Raw genomic sequence first — 2,667 nt, forward strand, 5'->3', positions numbered from 1 at the left:
ATGAACGTGCAGCTTATATATTAGTTTATAATTATATTAGTATATTCCATCATAGATGAGGATTAACATGAGAATACAAACTGGAATTGAAGGTTTTGATGAACTTGTCCAGGGAGGTCTGCTCTCTGAAAGGGTTTATCTTGTTAGTGGCCCACCGGGTAGCGGTAAAACTACATTCTGTGTACAATTCCTTGCTCATGGTGCTGCACTTGGTGAGGTAGGTCTATATGTGACCTTACTGGAAAGCCCTCAGAATATCATTGATGATATGTCCAATTATGCGATGAACGTCATACCACTTATAAAGATGAGGAAACTACTTTTTGCTGACCTGGGTCCAAGGATGGAATATGGATACATGGACGAGCTTAATGATTCTGTATCGCCTCATTATGAGGTTAGCCGAACTTCCATTGAAAGTGAGGCTCCTTCTCCTGCAATGGTATTTAAGGAAATTGCAGCCTATGTGGCTGAATATGATGTAAAAAGGCTTGTGTTGGATTCCGTATCAGCCATCCGTTTTACAACAAAGGATCTATCTTTACAGGAAAAGGAAATGACAAGGTTCATACGAAATCTTAAGAAGCTTGGATGTACCACAATACTGATAGGAGAACTGACCGATCCAACGGCCTATTCAACAGAACAGTTCGCAGCACATGGAGTGATCTTCATGCATAATTTCCTCTACGATAAGAATATGACCAGAGCCATACAAATAATTAAAATGAGAGGGACCAGGCACGATTGTAACATGCGCACAGTACAGTTCACTGATAAGGGTCTGAAGATCGAAGGATATCTCGAATAATGGATTGATCCAATGGTCAAGATCTTTAAGAAAAAGGAAACTAAAAGAGAGCTCACTGAAATCCAGAAACAGACGCTCATCAAGAGCTCTTATGAACTTGGTTTTGAGGTGGGTTATCATAAGCATTCAGAGATCGGATGGGTAAAGGAGAGGTTCAACTCACTTTACGAGTTTGCATCTCAGGGCGATCTGGGTACTTCGGTCAGAGAAAACTATGAGATCGGAAGAACAGAGGGTGCCAGGACCAGAGAACGTGATATGAAAGCTGGTCTTTCAAAGAGAGGGGCAGATAAGGATCCATCTTTATCCACCTCTTCACCCGTGTTGCTACCACAATCTCACAGTATTTCAGGGATCAGTAATTCCTTCAGAAAGAGAGAGATTTTTCAGGCAGGTTCTCCGGCTCCTTTAGAAAGGCCTCAATTGACAGACCTGCCTGAGAATACTTCCCTTACAAAAGCAGTTGAAAGGCCATCCATGCTGGATGGGTTTAAAAATCTCTCCCCTAAAAAATGATCTCTTTCAAAGGGAACCATAACCTACGAACCTTTGTTTTTCGTCCAGATCTGTGAGTATGAACCTATCCTGTTGTGAATAGGATATTTCCTTCATACCCCTCAGTTCAAGAACATACTCCTCTCCAGCCGACGCTTTTTCTACCATATTCCCGTTTTTCTCTATGCTGCTGACACGCATAGGGGACGATTGTAGTCCAACGAATATATGTAACATGCTTCCAGTATTGAAACCTTTGGAAAAAGGGGAGAGTCTGCATTTAATTTTCAAATTCTCACTGACCATTTCCTCAAGGGAGAGGACATGGCCTCTATCAATATCTTTGGACTGTATCCCTTTAAGAGCAAGTCCTACTCTCGCTCCGGATGGCGCATTTCTAACATCCACATCGTGCATCTGTATAGACCTGATCTCCAGAGGTTTTCTGGTGGGATAAGCTGTCATTTTGTCTTTTGCATTGATAGTACCCTGGATTACAACCCCAAGCACAACACATCCGATCCCAGTGACATTGAAAGATTGGTCTATTATCACCCTTGCTGGCAGAGTGGCCTTCTTTCTATCCTCTTCATCGATCGTTTCACCCATATTGAAGATCTTTTCCTTGAGCTCTTCCATACCCTCAAAGGTTTTAGTGGAAACTGCCATGTACTCCCAATTCTCAAGGACCGTGCCTTTTGTGATCTTCTGCAACTTTGCTTTCAATTCATCTGTTGCCTGCGGGTAAGTAGTATCAGATTTTGTGAGCAGCACAAGGCCATGTTTGTAGCTCATGCACTCAAGGCAGACGATACATTCCCCGGCATAGGCATCCAGACCAGTGGGAGGCACGCAAAGGATGGCGATATCGGAAAGAGTAAGAGAGGCTATCAATGGCTTAACGGAATCGGGGTATCCTGTAGGGTCTATGATAGTCATTATCTTATCGCCCTTGGCAAAATCATACATTGTGAAGTCCGATACGTTGCCTTTCTTTCCCATTTTTGCAGCAAGTGTTGTTTTTCCACTTTGCTGGCTACCTATTATAGTGATCTTTGTCATGTTGGCACCTGGTCTTTATGAGCTTACGAATGCTATCATACAAATATATCTTTTTTCATGACCACAATTGGCCTTCCCACATGGCTAGTGTCTTATCACTGGTGCTCTTGTTGATCTTTGTCATATGTACAACGTATTCGTTATCTTCGATCTTAGGTTCACTGAACATTACATCCATTCCAAGCCTTCTCATGTACTCTTCGAACCTTGATATGGTTGCCCTGTCTTTCACTCTTATGGTGAACTCTTCGGCAACTCTCTCCCCCTCTCTTACTTTTATTATGGATTCCTTCATAGGT

At 42.5% G+C, this 2,667-nt stretch carries 3 protein-coding genes and 1 pseudogene; 2 read left to right on the top strand and 2 right to left on the bottom strand.

Annotated elements, in window-relative coordinates; genetic code table 11:
- Positions 1–67: 67 nt before the first annotated feature.
- Both AB7U21_RS11740 and AB7U21_RS11745 read left to right on the top strand, forming a co-directional pair.
- Positions 68–811: an RAD55 family ATPase gene (locus tag AB7U21_RS11740; RefSeq protein WP_428389263.1), complete on the top strand. Its 744-nt coding sequence runs from the start codon at positions 68–70 to the stop codon at positions 809–811.
- Positions 812–823: 12 nt separating this feature from the next.
- The gene (locus AB7U21_RS11745) at positions 824–1,327 is read left to right on the top strand and encodes a hypothetical protein (protein ID WP_428389265.1); all 504 of its coding nucleotides are present in this window, start codon (positions 824–826) and stop codon (positions 1,325–1,327) included.
- Positions 1,328–1,333: 6 nt separating this feature from the next.
- On the opposite strand, the gene AB7U21_RS11750 is transcribed toward AB7U21_RS11745, so the two are convergent.
- Positions 1,334–2,368, bottom strand: coding sequence for an EF-Tu/IF-2/RF-3 family GTPase (locus AB7U21_RS11750; protein WP_428389267.1), 1,035 nt, complete (start codon positions 2,366–2,368; stop codon positions 1,334–1,336).
- A 55-nt stretch (positions 2,369–2,423) separates the two neighbouring features.
- Positions 2,424–2,667: pseudogene (locus tag AB7U21_RS11755) on the bottom strand (RNA ligase); the annotation flags it as partial.

This window comes from Methanomethylovorans sp. (assembly GCF_050177135.1).
Classification (GTDB): domain Archaea; phylum Halobacteriota; class Methanosarcinia; order Methanosarcinales; family Methanosarcinaceae; genus Methanomethylovorans.

Coding starts and splice junctions, on each gene's coding strand:
- AB7U21_RS11740 (WP_428389263.1), top strand. CDS start 68: ATGAGAATACAAACTGGAATTGAAGGTTTTGATGAACTTGTCCAGGGA.
- AB7U21_RS11745 (WP_428389265.1), top strand. CDS start 824: ATGGTCAAGATCTTTAAGAAAAAGGAAACTAAAAGAGAGCTCACTGAA.
- AB7U21_RS11750 (WP_428389267.1), bottom strand. CDS start 2,368: ATGACAAAGATCACTATAATAGGTAGCCAGCAAAGTGGAAAAACAACA.